Source organism: Streptomyces bottropensis ATCC 25435 (assembly GCF_000383595.1).
In the GTDB taxonomy this organism is placed as follows: domain Bacteria; phylum Actinomycetota; class Actinomycetes; order Streptomycetales; family Streptomycetaceae; genus Streptomyces; species Streptomyces bottropensis.
The window spans coordinates 8,859,652-8,878,005 of sequence record NZ_KB911581.1 but is presented as its reverse complement, the minus strand read 5'-3'; the positions used below and the strand labels follow the sequence as shown (position 1 = coordinate 8,878,005).

The 18,354-nt window shown below is 71.2% G+C and carries 13 protein-coding genes and 1 tRNA gene; 3 read left to right on the top strand and 11 right to left on the bottom strand.

Going from position 1 to position 18,354, the window contains the following annotated elements:
* Window positions 1–60 precede the first annotated feature (60 nt).
* Complete coding sequence (locus tag STRBO_RS46150) at window positions 61–501, top strand: SGM_3592 family protein (protein ID WP_483414624.1); 441 nt, start codon at window positions 61–63, stop codon at window positions 499–501.
* 282 nt (window positions 502–783) lie between these two features.
* Window positions 784–867: transfer RNA gene (locus tag STRBO_RS0139400), tRNA-Ser, on the top strand.
* 540 nt (window positions 868–1,407) lie between these two features.
* Here STRBO_RS0139400 and STRBO_RS0139395 read toward each other — a convergent pair.
* The 9 genes from STRBO_RS0139395 to STRBO_RS0139350 form a co-directional block, all read right to left on the bottom strand.
* Entirely contained in the window at window positions 1,408–2,229 is an 822-nt protein-coding gene (locus STRBO_RS0139395) for an HAD family hydrolase (RefSeq protein ID WP_005482875.1), read from the bottom strand.
* A gap of 83 nt (window positions 2,230–2,312) precedes the next feature.
* The gene (gene serS, locus STRBO_RS0139390) at window positions 2,313–3,590 is read right to left on the bottom strand and encodes a serine--tRNA ligase (RefSeq protein ID WP_005482873.1); all 1,278 of its coding nucleotides are present in this window, start codon (window positions 3,588–3,590) and stop codon (window positions 2,313–2,315) included.
* A 784-nt stretch (window positions 3,591–4,374) separates the two neighbouring features.
* Window positions 4,375–5,310 (bottom strand): prephenate dehydratase, encoded by a 936-nt coding sequence (pheA, locus tag STRBO_RS0139380; RefSeq protein WP_020115805.1) that lies wholly within the window; start codon window positions 5,308–5,310, stop codon window positions 4,375–4,377.
* A gap of 141 nt (window positions 5,311–5,451) precedes the next feature.
* Entirely contained in the window at window positions 5,452–6,900 is a 1,449-nt protein-coding gene (efeB, locus tag STRBO_RS0139375) for an iron uptake transporter deferrochelatase/peroxidase subunit (protein ID WP_005482869.1), read from the bottom strand.
* A 7-nt stretch (window positions 6,901–6,907) separates the two neighbouring features.
* Complete coding sequence (locus STRBO_RS0139370) at window positions 6,908–9,004, bottom strand: copper resistance CopC/CopD family protein (RefSeq protein WP_005482866.1); 2,097 nt, start codon at window positions 9,002–9,004, stop codon at window positions 6,908–6,910.
* Window positions 9,005–9,017: 13 nt separating this feature from the next.
* Window positions 9,018–9,509: a copper chaperone PCu(A)C gene (locus tag STRBO_RS0139365; RefSeq protein ID WP_005482864.1), complete on the bottom strand. Its 492-nt coding sequence runs from the start codon at window positions 9,507–9,509 to the stop codon at window positions 9,018–9,020.
* Window positions 9,506–10,177 carry an SCO family protein gene (locus tag STRBO_RS0139360; protein ID WP_005482862.1) on the bottom strand — a complete coding sequence of 224 codons (672 nt, stop codon included), beginning with the start codon at window positions 10,175–10,177 and terminating at the stop codon, window positions 9,506–9,508. The genes STRBO_RS0139365 and STRBO_RS0139360 overlap by 4 nt, the downstream gene beginning before the upstream one ends.
* An 85-nt stretch (window positions 10,178–10,262) precedes the next feature.
* Window positions 10,263–11,009: a YcnI family copper-binding membrane protein gene (locus STRBO_RS0139355; RefSeq protein WP_005482860.1), complete on the bottom strand. Its 747-nt coding sequence runs from the start codon at window positions 11,007–11,009 to the stop codon at window positions 10,263–10,265.
* Between the two features lie 200 nt (window positions 11,010–11,209).
* Window positions 11,210–11,944: a hypothetical protein gene (locus STRBO_RS0139350; protein ID WP_005482858.1), complete on the bottom strand. Its 735-nt coding sequence runs from the start codon at window positions 11,942–11,944 to the stop codon at window positions 11,210–11,212.
* 393 nt (window positions 11,945–12,337) lie between these two features.
* Here STRBO_RS0139350 and STRBO_RS0139345 point away from each other — a divergent pair, with 393 nt between their 5' ends.
* Window positions 12,338–12,790 (top strand): ATP-binding protein, encoded by a 453-nt coding sequence (locus STRBO_RS0139345; RefSeq protein ID WP_028797113.1) that lies wholly within the window; start codon window positions 12,338–12,340, stop codon window positions 12,788–12,790.
* Window positions 12,791–12,972: 182 nt separating this feature from the next.
* Here the strand turns inward: STRBO_RS0139345 and fxsT are convergent, their stop codons facing one another.
* Together fxsT and STRBO_RS0139335 are read right to left on the bottom strand one after the other, a co-directional pair.
* The gene (gene fxsT / locus STRBO_RS0139340; protein WP_005482854.1) at window positions 12,973–16,953 is read right to left on the bottom strand and encodes an FxSxx-COOH system tetratricopeptide repeat protein; all 3,981 of its coding nucleotides are present in this window, start codon (window positions 16,951–16,953) and stop codon (window positions 12,973–12,975) included.
* 82 nt (window positions 16,954–17,035) lie between these two features.
* Complete coding sequence (locus STRBO_RS0139335; protein WP_005482852.1) at window positions 17,036–18,286, bottom strand: TIR-like protein FxsC; 1,251 nt, start codon at window positions 18,284–18,286, stop codon at window positions 17,036–17,038.
* Window positions 18,287–18,354 lie beyond the last annotated feature (68 nt).

Below are 18,354 nucleotides of genomic sequence, written 5' to 3'. Positions count from 1 at the left end.
GCGGAAAACGAGCGGAGACAGGCGGCCAGAAGGGGCGACCAGGAGGCAGGAGGCACGGGGATGGCAACGGAGGTGTCGCCCGAGGGCGGCGAGGTGCCGGGGGCGGTGACCGACGGCACGGTCAGAGACGGATCGGGCTCCTCGACCGGACAGGGTGCCGAGGGTGGTGCCACAGGGGGAGCGAGTGTCGGGGCCGGTCACAAGGATTCGGGTTCCGACGGTGCACCGGGCGTCAGGGATGGATCCGGGAGCCGATCGGAACGGGGCGCCGAAAGCCTCGCCGATGCCGGTTCGGCCGTAGGGCCCGCGGCTTGGGACGACATCGCTCTGGACGAGGACTTCATACGGGACGCCGAGGCGGCGGAACCGTCGGCCCGGGCCCGGATGCTCGCGGCGCGTTGGCGGCGGGAGGCCCCTGAACCTCAGCCTTGGCGCTCGGACGAGCCGCCCGCCGGGTGGTTCTTCAGCAAGGCGCGGCGGCACAGATGGCGCCGACGGTGACTGCCCTTGTGGGGGCGGCGCCTCGTGCGGGGGAATTCGGTGGCGAGCAACTCGGCGGCGGGGCAGAGTGGTTGATGTCCAGGCCGCCGGATCGAGTCGGCGCCACGTACTGGGAGAGGAGCCCGGCGATGCTGTCCGTCAGGCGCAGTATGTCGAGTTCCCGGCAGGGCAGCCCACGGCGGGCTCCGGAGTAGTTACCCCTCCGTAGAGTCCGTCCCCCAGCGGGGGGCTGCCCGGGGCGGCCGCTTCGAGCGCGCGATTCTTCGCGTGGGCCGCCCACCCGGAGGATTGGCCGAGTGGTAAGGCACCGGCTTGCTAAGCCGTGGTCGGGTTTTGCCCGCGCACGTTCGATTCGTGCATCCTCCGCCGTTTTGCTGTCGCTGTGACTCGGCCGAGCTGTTGGGCTGGGGGTAAGTGGAGGGGGCGCCCGGGTTCTGTTGCGGCAGGGGCGTTCTTGAGGGGCGCGAGGGTTGGTGCTGGGCGGGGGTGGGTTTCTTTCGCTCTGTTCGTCGGCCGACGAGAGGTGCTGGCGTCACCTGAGGGCGCGCGGTTGGCGGAGAGGCGCCCCTGCCGCAAGGTGCCCCTGCCGCCAGGTGTGCGTGGGCGGCCCGGGTGGGTGAGCGCAGCACTCCCGATGGGCGCCGGTCGGCTTCACTGCCTTGCGTCCCCAACCGCTACCGCGCCGCGAGTTCACCGCTGTCTGTTCCACCCTGCTGCCGCACGACCTCATCGCGACCCGGCCCCCGCCACCGCGCAGCCCCCGCAGTCCGCTGTGGGGGCGACCGCGTGGCTCACCCAGTGGCGTCGGCTTCGTCCGGCCCGCTACGCGTGGGGCCAGCGGTCCCCCGTGGCGTCGGGCGGCGCCCTCGGTGTGTTTTGCGCTGGTCGTAGGGCGTGCGTTCAGGGCTAGGCGAGCAGGCGTTCCAGTACCGCGGCGATGCCGTCGTCGTCGTTGGAGGTGGTCACCTCGTTGGCGATGGCCTTGAGGTCGGCGTGGGCGTTGGCCATGGCTACGCCGTGGGTGGACCAGTTGAACATGGGGATGTCGTTGGGCATGTCGCCGAAGGCGATGGTGTCGGCGCGCTTCGCGCCGAGGCGGCGGGCGGCGAGGGAGAGGCCGGTGGCCTTGCTGAGACCGAGGGGAAGAAGTTCGACGATGCCCTCGCCGGCCATGGCGACGGAGACGAAGCCGCCGGCGGCCTGGCGGGAGGCCTCGGCGAGTTCGTCGGTGGTCAGCGTGGGGTGCTGTATGTAGATCTTGTTCAGCGGGGCGGCCCAGAGGTCGGACACGTCCGTGAGCGCAGTGGTGGGGAGGGAACCTTGCAGGGCGTAGCCGGGGCCGACGAGGACCTCGCCCTCCAGGCCCGCCCGGCTGGCCGCCAGATGCAGAGGGCCGACCGCCGCCTCGATCTTGGCCAAAGCCACGGCCGCGAGCCGGCGGTCCAGGGTGACGGCCGTGAGCAGGCGGTGCTCTCCGGCGTCGTAGACCTGCGCGCCCTGGCCGCAGACGGCCAGGCCCGAATAGCCGAGGTCGTCGAGGATGTGGCGGGTCCAGGGGACGGCCCGGCCGGTGACGACGATGTGGGCGGCGCCCGCCGCGGTGGCCGCGGCGAGCGCTTCACGAGTACGTCGGGAGACGGAGCCGTCGGAGCGCAGGAGCGTTCCGTCGAGGTCGGTCGCGACCAGCTTGTACGGGAAGCCCGAGGGCCGCACGGAAGGTTCGCGCATCCCGGGCGCCGCGGGCACCTCGGACGTCGCGGTCCCCCCGGAGCCCATGGAGCCTGCGGAACCCCCGGTGACAGCCGCGTCGCTCACTTGGCCACCGGCTCCAGCACCTCGCGGCCGCCGAGGTACGGGCGCAGCACCTCGGGGACGCGGACGGAGCCGTCGGCCTGCTGGTGGTTCTCCAGGATCGCCACGATCGTGCGCGGGACGGCGCAGAGCGTGCCGTTGAGCGTGGCCAGTGGCTTGACCTGCTTGCCGTCACGGACGCGGATCTGCAGACGGCGCGACTGGAACTCGGTGCAGTCGGAGGTCGAGGTCAGCTCGCGGTACTTGCCCTGGGTCGGGATCCACGCCTCGCAGTCGAACTTGCGCGAGGCCGAGGAGCCGAGGTCGGCGGAGGCGACGTCGATGACGCGGAAGGGCAGTTCCAGCGACGTCAGCCACTGCTTCTCCCAGTCCAGCAGGCGCTGGTGCTCGGCCTGGGAGTCCTCCGGCGCGACGTACGAGAACATCTCGACCTTGTCGAACTGGTGGACGCGGAAGATGCCCCGGGTGTCCTTGCCGTGCGAACCGGCCTCGCGGCGGAAGCAGGGAGAGAAGCCGGCGTAACGCAGGGGAAGGCGGTCGGCGTCGATGATCTCGTCCATGTGGTACGCCGCCAGCGCGACCTCGGAGGTGCCGACCAGGTAGAGGTCGTCCTTGTCGAGGTGGTAGACGTCCTGGGCGGCCTGGCCGAGGAAGCCGGTACCGGCCATCGACTGCGGGCGGACCAGCGCCGGGGTCAGCATCGGGGTGAAGCCGGCGGCGGTGGCCTGGGCGATCGCCGCGTTGACCAGGGCGAGTTCGAGGAGGGCCCCGACGCCCGTCAGGAAGTAGAAGCGTGAGCCGGAGACCTTGGCGCCACGCTCGGTGTCGATGGCGCCGAGGATGGTGCCGAGCTCCAGGTGGTCCTTCGGTTCGAAGCCCTCGACCGTGAAGTCGCGGATCTCGCCGTGCGTCTCCAGGGTGACGAAGTCCTCCTCGCCGCCGACGGGGACGTCGGGGTGGACGAGGTTGCCGAGTTGCAGGAGGAGTTCGTGGGTCTCGGTGGCGGCCGCGTCGCGCTCGGCGTCGGCGGCCTTGACGTCGGCCTTGAGCTGTTCGGCGCGCTTGAGCAGCTCGGCCTTCTCCTCGGCGGAGGCCTTGGGGATCAGCTTGCCGAGCGACTTCTGCTCGGCGCGGAGCTCGTCGAAGCGGACGCCGGAGGACCTGCGCCGCTCGTCGGCGGACAGGAGGGAGTCGACGAGCGCGACGTCCTCTCCACGGGCGCGCTGGGACGCGCGCACACGGTCGGGGTCCTCACGGAGCAGGCGAAGGTCAATCACGCCCCAAGGTTACCGGTGCGTGGTTCCGGCCCACGACTCGAATACGCCCCATGACCCTTCTGTAGGTGATTGCACCGAATGCCGCTGGCGCTGGAGGGGGCTCGGGCGTCGCGGGGCGGTGTACCGGGGTGGCGAAAGTCAATGAAGCGGCGTTCGGCCCCCTGAAAGTGGGGGCGGCTGTGGCGCCTGGTTGACTCGACTCCCTTGTGTTTCAGGGGACTTGGGGATCGGCTGTCCACAGCGGTCCGCATTGTCACAGAGTTATCCACAGGCTGTGTGAAAGATCTGTGGACTACGGGGAAGATCGCGGGGGATGTCGGGGGCCGACTTGAGGATTCCCGACTCAAACCACCTTCACGCCCACTTTCGTGTGGATTCGTGGGTGAATGGGTCGCTCTAAAGGATTGACCAGAGGAAACGCGTGGACGAAGGGTGACCTACGAGGTTGTGGACGGAGTGGGGTCCACGAAGAGGATTTGTCGACTGCATGGCGATACGTTGTCGACTTGTCCCCAGGTCGAGAAGCGACCCTGTGGATAACTTCTGTGGACAAAGAAAATAGGCAGGTAGGACCGGCGGTGGACGCGCAAGCGCGAAGCCCAGGGACAGGCAGGCGGTGCTGGAACCGACCGTGCTGGTAGCTGCCGTGTTCGAACCCGCCGTGCTTGAACCTGCCGTGCTAGAGCCGACCGCCCCAGAAGTGACCGACCAAGAACCGGCCGACCAAGAACCGGCCGACCAAGAACCGGCCGACCAAGAACCGGCCGACCAAGAACCTGCCGACCTAGAACCTGCCGTCCTGGCAGCGGGCCACCCAGTCCGCCGCGGCCACGAACTCCACGTCGGAGGTCCCCGCCGACGTGGGCCGGATCTTCGCCGTGGCGGCGTCCGCACGCGGGTACGAACCGAGGAAGCGGACCTGGAGGCAGATCCGCTTGAGGCCCATCAGCGCCTCGGCCACGCGGCGGTCGGAGATATGACCCTCGGCGTCGATGGCGAAGCAGTAGTTGCCGATGCCCTCGCCGGTCGGGCGGGACTGCAGCAGCATGAGGTTGACGCCGCGGACGGCGAATTCGCCGAGGAGGTCGCGCAGTCCGCCGGGGTGGTCGTCGCGCTGCCAGATGACGACGGACGTCTTGTCGCAGCCCGTCGGGGCGGCGGGCCGGGCGGGGCGGCCGACGAGTACGAACCGGGTCTGGGCGTTCTCCGCGTCGTGGATCTCGGTCTGCAGCGCCTCCAGGCCGTACCGCGCGGCCGCGAACTCCCCGGCGAAGGCGGCGTCGTAACGGCCCTCCTGGACGAGTCGCGCGCCGTCGGCGTTCGAGGCGGCGGACTCCCAGACGACGTCCGGGGAGAGATTGGCCTTCATCCAGTTGCGGACCTGCGGCTGGGCGGCCGGATGCGCGGTGACCGTCTTGATCTCCGACAGCTTGGTGCCCGGCCGGACCAGCAGCGCGAAGGTGATCGAGAGGAGCACCTCGCGGTAGATCATCAGCGGGGCGCCGGCGACCAGCTCGTCGAGGGTGGTCGTGATCCCGCCCTCGACGGAGTTCTCGATCGGGACGAACGCTGCCTCGGCCTCGCCGTTGCGGACGGCGTCCAGTGCGGCGGGCACGGACACCATCGGGAGGAGCTCGCGGGTCGCGGACTCCGGCAGCGTGCGCAGGGCGACCTCGGTGAAGGTGCCCTCGGGGCCGAGGTACACGTAGCTGGCTGGCATGGACTCACCCTAATGGGCCTCGCGGGACCCCGGCGCACGCATGGCGCCCCACCACCCCTGAGGGCGACGCCAGCGTCTCGCCCGACACGTATGACCCCAAGAGCGACGTACGGCCCTGGGAGACGCCGCACACCGCCTCGGTCAGCCCTCCAGCAACCTCTGCCCCACGTACTCCCCCTCGGCCGCGCCCCCCGGCACCGCGAAGAGGCCGCTCGACTCGTGGCGGATGAACTTGGAGAGGGCGTCGCCGCGGTCGAGTTTGCGCTGGACGGTGACGAAGCCGCGGAGGGGGTCGGCCTGCCAGCAGACGAAGAGAAGGCCCGCGTCGGGGACCCCCTTCGCGTCGATGCCGTCATGGAAGGAGAACGGGCGGCGGAGCATGGCCGCGCCGCCGTTCTGATCGGGGCGGGTGATGCGGGCGTGCGCGTTGATCGGCACGAGGAGGTTGCCCTGGGTGTCGGTCTTCTCCAGGTCCATCGCGGTCGTCTCGGTCGCCTTCTCGCCCCCGCTCAGCGGCGCCCCGTCGGACTTGCGCCGTCCGATCACGTCCTCCTGGGCCTTGACCGAGAGCTGCTCCCAGTCGTCCAGGAGCATGCGGATGCGACGTACGACGGCGTAGGAGCCGTTGGACATCCACGCCGGGTCGCCGGAGGTGGTCGGCGAGGCGGACGCGGGCACGAAGATCCGCTCGTCGAAGTCGGGCTCGGCCGGCTTGGGGTTGCGGGTGCCGTCGATCTGGCCCATCAGGTTGCGGGCCGTCATGGGGTGGGCCGTGGCGCCCGGCGAACGGTTGAAGCCGTTCATCTGCCATCGCACCCGGGCCGCGCTGCCCGCGTCCTTCTGGATCGCGCGCAGGGCGTGGAAGGCTACGAGCGCGTCGTCGGCCCCGATCTGCACCCACAGATCGCCATTGCTGCGCGCCCGGTCGAGTTGGTCCGAGGAGAAGTCGGGCAGGGGATCCAGGGCCTCCGGACGCTGCTTCTCCAGACCGGTACGGGCGAAGAAGCTGTGTCCGAATCCGAAGGTGACCGTCAGCGACGACGGGCCCGCGTCACGGGCGATATCGGTGTCGTCCTGTGCCGTGGGCTCGCCCGCCATCAGCCGCCGAGCCGTGTCCGACCAGCGGCGCAGCAGAGCGGCCGCCTCCTTGCGCCCCGCCCCGGCGGCCAAGTCGAACGCGACGAGGTGACCGCGGGCCTGGAGAGGCGTGGTGATCCCCGGCTGATGTTTCACGTGAAACATCTCCTCCCCCGCGCCGAGGGAGGAGAGCGGTGTGACCTCCTCGTTCGAAGAGGACGAGGAGGAAGAGGATCCGGCCGCATAACCGGCGGCGGCACCTGCCGCACCCAGGACGAGCCCGGTCGCGCCGGCGGTGCCCAGCAGCAGACGACGCGAGATCGCTCCGTCGGCGGCCGGGCTGTCGCCGTCGCGTTCCGATCCCGAAGGGACGGACGGGGGACGTGACGCGTCCTCGGCCGCTCGCGCCCGTGCCGCGCCGGACGCATGCCCGGCGCCTTTCCGCGCCCCTCGCGGGCCCCGCGCGCCTTCCGGGGTGGTGGGGTCGTTCTCGACCAGGTCTTGGTCAGCCATGGTGGTTTCAGCCGATCTTCGCGTTCTTGCTGACGGTCACCTGGTCGATCTCAGATGTCCGTACGGTGATCTCGATGTTCCAGTCGCCCGCCATGGGGATCTGCACGCCGTTCGCCGTCCAGTGGCCGGTGGTGACGCGGTCGGGGACGACGGGCAGGGGACCGATCTTCTTGGCCTCCAGGGTGAAGGCGACCTTCACCTCGGGGACGTCGAAGGGTTTGCCGTCGGGGCCCTGGACGTAGACGTGCATCTCGTTGGCACCCACGCGCGCGGGGTCGATCTGCAGCCGGGCCACACCCTTGCCGTTCTTGCCCCCCGTGTCGAAGGACATGTCCAGGGCCAAGGCGCCGGCCGTCTCGTTCTCCTGCCGCACGGCGGCGTTGGCAGCCTTGGCATCCTCCACCGTGCGTCCGGGCTCGGCAGCGGTCAGTGCCGTCGTGACGGCGAGCAGGACGACGGCGACGCCCGCCTCCGCCAGCACCGACCGGCGAAGCCCCGTACGGCCGGGATCGGCGTTCCGCATGCGCTTCTCGCGTGTGCTCGCCACCGCCGCCTGCTGCCGGGCGAGCTGAGCGGCCCGCTCGGAACCCTTCTCGGCGCCCTTTCCGGCGTCGTCGCCCACGCTCCCCGCTGACCCGCCGGTGGCACGTGCGACCGCCGGCTCCTTCTCCGCGGCTCCCTCGTCCTCCGCGGCATCCGTCGTTGCCTCCGCGAGCCGCGCGGTCCACCGGCGGGAGATCCACGCGATCCCGACCAGTACGGCGACCAGGCCGATCTTCACGAGGAGTAGCTGCCCGTACGAAGTGCCGGTCAGCGCCGACCAGGTGCCGACCTGGCGCCACGACTGGTAGATCCCGGTCGCGGTCAGGACGAGCACGCTGCCGAACGCGACCCGCGAGAATCGCCGTACGGCCTCGGTCTCGATCTGCGCGTCCACCGGTGCCCGGAACAGTGCCACGAGCAGTGTCGCGAGGCCGCCGAGCCAGGCGGCGACCGCCAGCAGGTGCAGGATGTCGACGGGCATCGAGATGCCCGTCTGGATGCCGGTCGAGGCGTGTTCGGCCATCGCCCAGCTCGCGGCGAGACCGGCGGAGACCACGCCTCCGCCGATGGCCAGCCCGAAGGTGAGGTCCCGCCGGAGGGAGTCGTCGTTCCCGCCCTCGTCCTCGTCGCCGTCCCCGTCCTTGCTCTTGTCAGCGTCGTCAGCGTCGTCAGCGTCGTCTGCGCCCTCGGAGGCGTCACCGTACTCGGCGGTCCGGCCTCCGACGGCTCCCTCCTCGCTGCCCTCGCTGCCCTCGCTCTCCTCGCTGCTTTCGCTCTCCTCGATCTCCTCGTCCCGGCGCGCATACGCGCCGAACAGCACCGCGATGAACAGTGCCGCCGCGGCGAGCAGCAGCAGCCGGGAGACGAGGGCGGCGCCCGTCTTCGTCTGGAGGACCTGGCCCAGGAGGTCGAGGTCGAAGACGTCGCCGAGCTTGCCGGAGCCGGTGTAGGAGCCGCGCAGCAGCAGCATCGCGAGGGTGGCGGTGGTCAGCGTGAGCCAGCCGCCGACCACCAGCCGCTGCACGGGCCGTACGCCGGCACCGCGCTGCCAGCAGGCCAGCACGAAGGCCGCGCCGCCGACCAGCAGGATGAAACCGGCGTACGACAGGTAGCGCGCGAACCCGTAGAGACCGCCGACGACCCCGCCGCCGACCTGCTGCTCGGGTACCGCGACCGTCGTCTTGGAGGGCGCCCCCACGGAGAAGGTGAAGGCACCGGAGACGGGGTGGCTGTCCGCCGAGACGACCTGGTAGGTGACGGTGAAGGTGCCGTCGGGCAGGCCCGAGTGCAGGCCGACCGAGTAGCTGTTGCCGCCCAGTTCGGTGACCTTGCCGGTGTCGGCCTCCTTGCCCTTGGGGTCGTACACGCGCACCGCGCCGTCGGACACCGCGACGTTCTCGGAGAAGGTGAGCGACACCTGGTCCGGCGCGTCCTGGACCACCGACCCCTGCTGAGGGTCGCTGCCGGTCAGCGCGGCGTGCGCGGAGACGGGCACGGCACCGGCGAGCAGCACTCCGACGGCGGCGAACAACAGCAACAGCAACGGCCTCAACCGGCTCACGGTGCTCCCTCCCTCAGCGCCCGCTGGTCGGCTGGTACGTCGCCGACTTCACGGGCATCTCGACCGTGATGGCCTTGGACTTGGTGAAGTGCAACCGAAGGGACACCGTCTCGCCTTCCTTCGGTTTGCGCTTCAGGTTCTCGAACATCAGGTGGTTTCCGCCGCTCTTGAGCACGAGCTCGCCGTCGGCGGGAACCTTCAGGCCCTTGATCTCCTGCATCGACTGCCCGTCCGTCTCGTGCACGGTGACGTCCTGGGCGATGTCGCTGGTGACGGAGGTCAGCTCGTCCGCCTTGCCGCCGTCGTTCTGGATGACGAGGAAACCGGCGGCCAGGGAGTCCGTGACGGGCTGTGGCATGTACGCGGACTTCACGGACAGCTTCGCGGCGGAGGCGGCGGACGAGGAGTCACCGGAACCGCACCCGGCGAGGACGAGCGCGGCCGTGGTGACCAGGACGGGGCCGACGAGCCGGGGCCGTACGGCGTCGGTGGGTCGAGGCCTCACGGGTTCTCGCCCTTGAGCAGCTTCGGCAGGTCCCTCTCGTAGTCCTGCACGGTGGCTTCCTCGTCGTACAGCACATAGCCCCCGTCGGTCTTCGGCGAGAACGCGATGACCTGGGTGCCGTGCTCGGAGACGACCTTGCCGTTCTTGTTCTTGGTAGGCGGGTTGATGGAGATGCCGAGCTTGAGGGCGCCCTTCTGGATGTCGTCGAAGTCGCCGGTCAGGCCGACGATCTCGGGGTCGATGCCCTTGAGCCACTTGCCGAGTTCCGTCGGGGTGTCCCGCTCGGGGTCGGTGGTGACGAAGACCAGCCGGAGGTTCGCCAGCTCCGACTTCGGCACCTTCTTCGCCACCTCCTTCTTCGCGACCGCCAGGTTGTTCATGGTCAGCGGGCAGACGTCGGGGCAGTTGGTGTAGCCGAAGTAGATCAGCGTCGGCCTGCCCTCGGTCTCCTCGCGGAGGTCGTACGGCTTGCCGCTGGTGTCGGTGAGGACCAGATCCGGCTTGGTGAACGGCTGGTCGAGGACCGTGTAGGGCTTCTGGGGGCCGGTGTCGGAGACCTCGGCGACCGACGTCGTGGAGCTGTCGCCCGTGCCGCAGGCCGAGAGGCCGAGGACGGCCGCGACCAGCAGGGCTCCGGCCGCGAACGTCTTCTTCGTGTTCGTGCGCATAGGAATATGTCCAGTTGGTTCGAGCCCCGGCGCGCACGGGGGCTGCACGTGCGCGCCGAGGGGGAAGGGCCGGGAAGCCGGAGGCTCAGGCGGTCGTGCGCCGGCGGCCGGCCAGCACGCCGTAGGCGACACCCGCGGCGCCGACGACGATGCCGACGATGCCGAGGACGCGGGCGGTGGTGTCGCTCGTGTCGGCGGGCGCGGCGGCGGCGGTCTCCTTCGACGCGGCCTTGGCGTCGTCGGCGTCCTCGGACTCGTCGGAGGCGGTGGAGGCGCCGGAGCCGTGGTGGTCCCCGGAGGCGGCCGAGAGCGCGAGCACGGGGGCCGGGTTGTCGGGCTCCTCCTCGCCGTCCTTGGGCACCTCGATCCAGCGGACGACCTCCTTGTTGGAGTACGTCTGGATCGCCTTGAAGACCAGTTCGTCGGTGTTCTCGGGGAGCTGGCCGACGGAGACCGGGAACTTCTGGAAGAAGCCCGCCTTGATGCCGGCGCCGTCGGCGGTCCAGGTGATCTTGGAGACGACCTCGTCGATCTGCTCGCCGTGCAGCTCGACCGGCTTGGCGAGCTTGGCCTTGGTGACCTTGATGTCCCAGCCCGGGATGGCCTCCGGCTGGGCCGAGGCGAGCGGGTGGTCGGTCGGGAAGTTCACCTCGAGCTTGGTGGTCGTGGCGTCGTCGCGCTCGTTGGGGACCTTGAAGTTGACGGTCGCGTACCCGCCCTTGGCCGCGGTGCCTTCCGCCGCGACGCTGACGTGCGCGAACGCGGGGCCGGAGAGGAGGAGGACGGCCGAACCGGCGAGGGCGCCGACGGCGGCGACACGAGAAGCCTTCATGACTGGTGACACTCCACAGTGAGGAGGAAGAAGAGAGGACGAGGGGTGCGCGCGCCGCGCGCGGCAGCCGGGGCCGGGGCCGAGCCCGAAGCCCGAAGCCCGAAGCGAGAAGCCGGGGGCCGGGAGCTGAGGCGGATGCGGCGCGAGTCTCGACGCCGTCGACGACTCCCCTCCCAGGTGCGGAGTGAGCGGGCGTCGTGTCAGGCGGCGAGGGCGAAGACGGATGCGGCGGCCGGTGGTCCGCGCCGGACGAGCGTGTGCTGCAGGGCGGTCGTCCGCAGGGTCGCGGGCGCCGCGTACCCGGCGCACGGGGCGCAGGGAACGGCCTCCGGCGCGCTCGGGAGCCCGGAGCGCAGGGCCAGCGCCAGCGCGAGCGCGCCGCGCAGGGACCGTACGAGCGGCTCATGGCCCGACAGGTGGGCCAGGCGGAGCAGTGCGAGGTCGCCGTGGCGGAGCAGCCAGCCGGCGGCCACGGCCGCGAGCACATGGCCGAGCATCATGGGCAGCGACGGCAGGAGGGTGGCGGGGGAGCCCGCCACGGTCGTCACGGTGTCCGCCGGGGCGTGCGCGGCGTGTGTGCCGCCCACCCCGGCCTCGACGAGGATCCGCTGGGCCTGCGCGGGGCTCAGGGCCGCCGCGGTCGTGCCGCACACGAAGCGGGCGGCGCGCTCCACGAGCGCCGCGTCCATGGCCTCCGCGGTCCGTGACGCGGCCGTCGGTCCGTGCTGGCCCAGTCCGAACAGAGCGTGCAGCAGGGTCTGGCCCACCGCCAGGGTCGCCGCGATGCCCGGCAGGGAGCGTTCCCGTCCGGCCAGAACGGCAGCTACGGCGAAGACGCCGACGAAGCCGACACCCAGGGTCCACAGCGGGATCGCCGCGCACGAGGCGAGCGCGTGTCCGGCCCCGGCCAGCGCGACACAGACCGCGGCGAACACCGCGGCTCGTGGAAACCGGAGTTCACCTCCGGCGCGCACGGGGCGCGGGGTGGTCGGCCGGCGGGGGCGGGGGGCAGTCATGGCGGGCCCATCATCGCACCGGGGCGCTCCGCTGGGTTCGGCGGGTGCATGGCGGGGGGTACGGCGGCGAGGGCGGCGGTGTTCAGGTGGTGGCGTGGGCGCGACGGGGTGGGGGTGGCGTGGTGGAGCCCTCAAAGCCGTGGCCTTGTGTGCACGGAGTGACAGGTGATTCGGAAGGGTTCGGTCCGCATACACCGAATGTGCGGGGGCCGCATCCGCCGTATGGGCGGACAGACAGCGTCCGGGCGATTGCGCGGTGCTCTCCGTGGCAATACGTAACGGTATGTCGAGCCGCGGCCTGGAGGCTGGAGCATGAGCATCTGGTGGTCACTCCATTTGCGGCGTGAGGCTGCGAGCGTGCCGCTCGCCCGGCGGCTGCTGATCGGCACGATGGAGACGGCGGGCGTCGACCCGGACGTCTCCTACGACCTCTCCGTCGCCCTCAGCGAGGCCTGCGCCAACGCTGTCGAGCACGGCGGCGGGCTCTCGGCCGGCGCCACCACCGAGGCGTACCGGGTCACCGCCTACCTCGACGGAGAGAAGTGCCGTATCGAGGTCGCGGACTCCGGCCCCGGCTTCCCGCACCGTCACCCCGTCCGTCCGGCCCAGGCCCACACGGACGCCGAGAACGGCCGCGGCCTCTGTCTCATCCGCGAACTGGCCGACCACGTCCACATCGGCAACGAACCGGGCCACGGCGGCGCGGTCGTCAGCTTCGACAAGATCCTCAAGTGGCGCGAGGACGCCCCGCTGATGGCCGTGTAGCCCACAGCGCGCCGCACGCGGACGCACCCCCGCAGCCCACGGGAGCGCACCCCGCAGCCCACGGGACGCGCCCACGCAGCCCACGCGGACACGCCCTCGTGCCCCACCCGGGACGCACCCCCGTACCCCACGGGGACGCGTCCCCGCAGTCGCACGCCCCCCACGGACGCACGCGCCCCGCGTCAGATCTGATGCGGCTCCAGATCCCGTCCGACGCGCTGCCAGGAGCGGACCAGCGTGGTGACCGGGTGGGTTCTGCCCAGCAGATGGGTCAGCCGGTGCACCGCCTTCTCCTGGAGCTGCACGGCCTCCTCCCGGCCGGTGCCCCGCAGGGTGACCGCCAGATTGCCCATGCCGACCAGCACATCGGGGTGGTCGGGGCCGAACCGCCGGCGCAGTCCGTCCACGGCCCGGCGCTCCCAGTGCTCGGCCCTCTCGTGCAGCCCCCGGTCCCCGTAGGTGTTGGCCAGGTTGAGGCCGGCGGACAGGACGGACGGGTGGTCGTCCCCGAGGGTGGCGGCCAGACAGTCGCGGGCGTGACGGCTCAGCTCCTCGGCCGTCTCCGTGTTGCCGAGGGCCCGGTGGTACATGGCGAGGTTGTTGAAGCAGTACATGGTGAACGGGTGTTCGGCGCCGAACGAGTCCCGGTACCCGTCGAGCACCTCCTCGACCTGGCGGACCGCCCGCGCGGGACCGTCCTCGGCGTCCGTGGCGTAGTAGTCCGCGGCGAGGTTGAGCCCGCAGGCGAGAACCTCGGGGATCGTGCTGCCGTAGCGGTCGTGGTAGCGGGCGTACGTCTTCCAGGTCTCCTCCGTGATCCGCAGCGCCTCGGCGGTACGGCCGGCCTTGCGCAGGGAGACCGCGAGGCTCTTGTCGGCCTGGAGGACCTCGGGCACCCCCGGGTTGAACACCTGCTCGAACCCTTCGCGCACCTCGCGCAGGAACTCGGCGGAGGTCCGGTAGTCGCCGAGATCCCGCAGGTCGCGCGCGTGGAGCCCCTTGGTGGCGAGGGTGTACGGATGCGTCGGGCCCAGCAGCGCGGTACGGCGGCGGACCGTGTCCTCGTCGAGCCGGCGCGCGGCCTCGCTGTCACCGGCCAGCCGGAAGTCGATGGCGAGGTTGTTGGCGGCGGACAGTGTTCGCGGATGGTCCTCGCCGAAGACGGCCGCGAAGCCCTGGTGGATGCGTGTGTCCAGCTCCAGGGCCTCCTTGAAGCGGCCCAGCGCCCGGTAGTCGGCGGCGACGCTGCCGGAGGCGATGAGAACGGTCGGATGGGCCTCGCCGAACAGCCGCCGCCGGCCGTCCCGGGTGCTCTCGTCCATGGCGACGGCGGCCTGGTAGTCGCCCTGGGCCCGCAGCACGTTCGCCAGCTGGAAGCGCAGGTTGAGGATCTGCTCGTCGTCGCGGTCCCCGAACGCGTCCGTCCACAGCTCGTGCAGCTGGGTGGCCAGGGTGCGCGAGGCCTGCAGCTCGCCGCGCCTGCACAGATAGCGGACGCGGTCCACCATCAGCTGGCGCGGCTCGTCCTTGGTGCACGAGCGGATGTTCGAAGGGGTCAGGTGGGGCCAGATCACCTCCAGACCGGGCCACTGCGCGGGATCGTCCACGGCGCCCTCGCTGGGCCGCGCGGCGGCGAGGATGCGGTGCACCTCGTGCATGGTCTGCACATGCTGCTCGTCGTCCAGGCTGTCCCGCACCGCCGCCTGCACCAGCCGGTGCACCTGGATGGAGTTGTCGGCGGAGTCGACCTTGGCGAGTGCGAGGCGGTTCAGGGCCTGGGTGACGCGGCCGAGCATGTAGCGGGCCCGCAGATCCCTGTCGTACGGCAGGAGCGCGTCGATCATCGCGTCGCTGCTGATCAGGGACATCGAGATGGGCTCGGCGGCGAAGAAGGCGCACAGTTCCAGGAGCCGGGCGGCGGCCGGTGACTCCTCGCGCAGCCGGGCGATGGAGATGTTCCAGGTGGCGCCCACGGAGGACGGGTACTCGACCGCGTCCACGGCCTCCTGCACGGACAGCACCCGTGTGGACTGCTCCCTCAGCTGCTCGATGTACTCCTGCACCGGGGTGGCCGTCGTCTCCAGCCAGGCCGCCGCGACCTCCACGGCGAGCGGCAGGTCGCCCAGCGCGTCGGCGACCCGGTCCGCGTCGTCCTCGCGCAGTCCCGGCACCCGGCGGCACAGGTGCTCCACGCTCTCCTCGCGGGTGAAGACCTCCATCTCCAGCGACTGGACCGCGGTCGAGGCGGGCCGGGCCCGGGTGGTGGCCAGGACATGGCCGTAGACGTGGTCGGGCAGGGGCCCGGAACGCTCCGGGAAGAGGTGCAGCGCCTTGTCCAGGTCGGGGACGTTGTCGAAGATCAGCAGCCACCGCTCGCAGGGGTCCCCCTGCCGGAGCGCGGCCATGGCCGCCTCGGCCGCCTCCGCCACGTCGTCGCCGACGGGCAGGTCCAGCTCCTGGGCGAGCGCGGCCACCTTCGGCAGGACCAGGTCCGGCTGTTCGGCGTCGATCCACCACACCAGGTCGTAGTCCGCCTTGAAGCGGTGCGCGTACTCGCGGGCCAGCTGGGACTTGCCCACCCCGCCCAGGCCGTGCAGCACCTGCGGCAGCCGCTGGCCGGAGCGGCCGCTGACCAGGCGCTCACGCAGCCGGTCCAGGATCGGTGAGCGACCGGTGAACCACGGGTAGCGGGGCTGGACGTTGGAGATGCGCGTGCCGGTGTTGGGGAAGCGCGCGGCGCCGCCGGGGGGCGCCGGCAGGATGTCCGGGTGGTCGAGGCCGGTCATCAGCGTGGTGTACGCCCGCTCCTCGTCCAGCCGGGTCAGGTCGATGGCGCCCCGGCCGGAGTGCGGCAGGCTGAGCCGGACGTCGTCGACCCGCACCGCCACCGGCCGGTTCCGGGGCTTGCGCCCCCCGGCGCGTACCGCGTCGTCCCACGCCCGGCGGGCCCGCCGGGAGTTGAGGAAGGCGGGGGAGACCACGGCGAGCAGCCGCTCCGAGTCGTCGTCCGGGTCCGGGTGCGCGGCGGCTCCGGGGAGCCCGTCGGCGTCCTGCGGCAGCTCGCGGACGTCCATGGGCACCACCTCGAAGCCCGCGTCCCGCAGCACCGACTCCAGCCAGTCCACCCACATCCGGTCCTCGGAGACGTAGTACAGCACCAGCCGGGAGACGGGCAGCGGCCGCCGCCGGGTGTAGGCGGCCTTGTACCGCGCCCGCTTCTCCTCGCCGATCGGGGGCAGCCGGGTGACCCGGCCCTCGGTGATGACGGAGGTGACCCGTTCGCAGGCGCTCAGCATGGAGTTGGCCGTCTTCGGCGGGTCGCCGAAGGCCGCGAGGATCTCCTCGTAGGCGTAGTACGGCTGGTAGAGGACCTCCATCGACGACCAGTAGTCGGTGAGCCGTTCGCCGTCCAGGCCGGCCGGGAGCCCGGCGAAGCGGTCGCGGGCCAGGGCGCGTCCCGCGTCGAGCTTGTCCTTCTCCCCGAGATCGATGCGCATGGCGAGGGGCAGGATGCGGATGCCCTTGTGGCCGAACCGCTCCCGGACGCTCTGCGCGACGGCGGCGGCGCCCTCGATGCTCTGGCCGCTGAGGGTGTAGCAGACGACGAGGGTGTTGGGCATCTGCACGGTGCAGACGTCGGCGAGGTCGCTGAGGCCGGTACGGCTGTCGATCAGGGTGTAGTCGTAGTGGCGCCGCATGTCCGCGCGCATCGCCTCGAAGAACCGGCCGCCGCCGTAACTGGCGTAGAACAGCTCCCAGTCCATGTTGCCGATCATCGGATAGTCGTCGTGCCGGCGGCCGGCGGACAGGAAGTCCAGGCTGCCGCCCTCGGGGAACGACCAGTCCAGCGTCAGGGCGTGCGGCCGGACCCGGGCGTAGCGGCGGTGCCAGTCCGGGGCGCGGTCGGGCAGGTCGCGCAGTGCCTCGCGGCGGTAGTCGCCGATGAGGTTGCTCAGCCCGGGGGTCGCCCGGAGCATCGCGGGGTTCAGGAAGGGGTGGAAGAACTTGTGCAGGCCGGGGGCCTCCAGGTCCCAGTCGACGGCCAGGACGCGGTGTCCGCCCGCGGCCAGGATCCACGCCACGTTCGCGAGCGTCATCGTTCGCCCGGTGCCGCCCTTGTACGAGTAGAACGTGATCACCGTGCCGTTGCGGTTCTCCGTCATGGCCTGCCGTCCTCCGCCCTGTCCGACCCGCCCCGCCCTTGCCGTGCTCCCGTGCTCCCGTCCATCCCGGTGGCCCCGGGCGCTAGCAGCCCAGGTCCGCCGGGCCCCGCAGGCGCGGGGGCGCGATACGGGGTCCCGCCGGCGGATAGGTCCGCGCGTGTGCCTCGTAGGAGGCGACGGCCTGCTTCACGGCCGTCTGCAGTTCGTTGCCGAAGGCGTCCAGGGTGCGGATGCCGCCGTTGAGGGTGCGGTGCCCGCTGCCCTCCGTCATGCGCGCGGCCAGTGCCTTCTCGGTGAGCGCCGTCAGCCTCTTCTCCCGGGCCGGACCGGCGTCGTCCTCGCACCTGGGGATCATCACGCTGATCCACGGCCGCTGTTCCTCGCACAGCCGGTCCAGCAGCTCCCGGCCCCTGGCGGAGCCCAGCGCCCACCGGTCGAGCAGCAGCAGTCCGGGCGCCCGGGGCGGACCGGGCCCGAGCAGCCGGTCGGCGTCCTTCTCGAAGTCCCCGATGTTCACCTTGTAGTCCATGGTGCGCACCAGGTCGGCCGCGTGTTCGCCGAGCGGCCGGGCCGACGCCGGGTGGTACGGGTTCCAGTCGCGCGGCAGCGGGCCGTAGCAGTCGGGTTCACTGCCCGGGGGCAGGTCGGAGCGGGTGCACGCGAGGACCGTGATGTCGAACTCCGGGGGGTGCCCCGAGGCGCCGAACGCGCTGGGCAGCGACTCGTACTCGTCGTACGTCTGCCCCTCGTCCAGTTCGGTGACCTTGGCCACGTGCACGATCTGCTTGGCCAGCCGGTACAGGGCCCGCTCGTACTCGTCGCGCAGGTACCGGAGTTTGGTCAGCCCGTAGAACCCCTCCTCCGCGTAGTCCTGGCCGAAGGACACATGGTTGAACTGCAGGTCCTTCGCCGCGTGAGGCAGTTGTACGGGTTCCACGGGCACCCATAACGCGGGGATGATCGCGTGTTCCCGGGCGGCCCCGCCGCGTGCCCGGTGGCTGATCTGCCGCTGGGAGAAGGCCCACCACTCCCGGCCGCACTGCTCGCTGATGAAGTAGCGCGGCGAGTACAGCGGCACGAACACCTTGCAGCGCGCGAGGTTCTCCGACAGTTCGTCCGTCCAGCGGGTGCCGACCGCCATGCCCTGGTCCAGGAACCCGGCGCGTGCGCCGCGCGGCAGATCGGTCATCTGCATGATGTGGGCGCACAGCCCGTCGTACAGCTTCTTGACCCAGATGTTCGGATCGGTGTCACCGGCGTCGTTGCGCGGGGTGTGCGCATAACTCAGGAAGAAATAAGGGCTCCCGCCCCCGTTGGCCGCATCTCCTCGCACCCGTGCCCCCCGATGCCCGGTGACTTTCCTCAGTGTAGGAAGGGGGCAGGGGCACGTGGAATATGACG